General features: G+C 69.1%; 2 protein-coding genes. One reads left to right on the forward strand and one right to left on the reverse strand.

Annotation, left to right across the window (positions count from 1 at the left end; translation table 11 throughout):
• A partial coding sequence (gene tetR, locus JYJ84_RS37105; protein WP_205190339.1) for a tetracycline resistance transcriptional repressor TetR occupies positions 1 to 599 on the reverse strand: 599 nt, incomplete at its 3' end.
• Between the two features lie 63 nt (positions 600 to 662).
• On the opposite strand from tetR, the gene JYJ84_RS37110 reads away from it, so the two are divergent.
• A partial coding sequence (locus JYJ84_RS37110; RefSeq protein ID WP_205190340.1) for an MFS transporter occupies positions 663 to 1,191 on the forward strand: 529 nt, incomplete at its 3' end.

Consider the following 1,191-nt stretch of genomic DNA (forward strand, 5'->3'; position numbering starts at 1 on the left):
GCGCCGTCGACGATCAATGCGACGCCACGCTCGAACGTTTCGTCGCCGCTACGCGCGCGCAGCGCGCCCCAGCCCTTTGCCAGCAGCGGGTACTCGGCCGCGTCCGGCAGCGGTGCATCGGCGCCGCCGCCCGGTTCCGCCTGCTCTTCCAGCACCCAGCCCACCACGAAGCGGCCCAGCGCATACATCACGTCGATCGCTTCGTCCGGCGCGAAACCCGCGTCACCGAGCAGCGCGACCTTGCGCTCGATCGAGCTGAAATGCAGCGCGCGCGGCCGCGTGCCGGCATGCAGGCGCGCGCCGTCGCGATACGCCAGCAGCGCGCGACGGAAACTGCGCGCGTTGTCGACCAGCCACACGTCCCACGCTTCGCCCGGCCGCGGCAGCGACGCATCGTGACGCTCGAGCATGATCGCCTCGGCCATCGCGTCGAGCAGTTCGGCCTTGTTCCGGAAATGCCAGTAAAGCGTCGGTGACTGCACGCCAAGCCGCTCGGCGAGCTTCCGCGTCGACAGCCCGTCGATGCCGACTTCGTCGAGCAGTTCGAGCGCCGCGCGCAATACCGTGTCGCGCGTCAACCGCGCCCCTGTGTCCTTCATCTCTATCACCGATAGGGAAAGCTGTGGAATAATCGCCACTCTATCACCGATAGAGTCACGCTCTTGAATCCGTCCCTGATTGCCATCCTGGCCACGGTCCTGCTCGACGCAATCGGCGTCGGGATCGTGATGCCGATCCTGCCCGGGCTGCTGCGCGCTCTCGCCGACGCAGGCAGCACCGACACCCACTACGGGATCCTGCTCGCGCTGTACGCGTTCGCGCAGTTCCTGTGCGCCCCGCTGCTCGGCGCGCTGAGCGACCGCTTCGGCCGCCGGCCCGTCCTGCTCGTCTCGCTCGCGGGCGCGGCGCTCGACTACCTGCTGATGGCGCTCGCGCCGACGCTCGCCTGGCTTTACGTCGGGCGGCTGATCGCGGGCATCACCGGCGCGAACGTCGCGGTCGCGACTGCGTACATGACCGACGTCACCACCGAACCCGACCGTGCACGACGCTTCGGCCAGCTCGGCGCGATGATGGGCATCGGCTTCATCGCGGGCCCGTTGATCGGCGGCCTGCTCGGCGCGCTGCATGTGCGCGCGCCATTCGTCGCGGCCGCCGTGCTCAACGCGCTCAATCTCGTGTTCGTCTGGC

The organism is Burkholderia sp. LMG 13014 (genome assembly GCF_905232215.1).
Classification (GTDB): domain Bacteria; phylum Pseudomonadota; class Gammaproteobacteria; order Burkholderiales; family Burkholderiaceae; genus Burkholderia.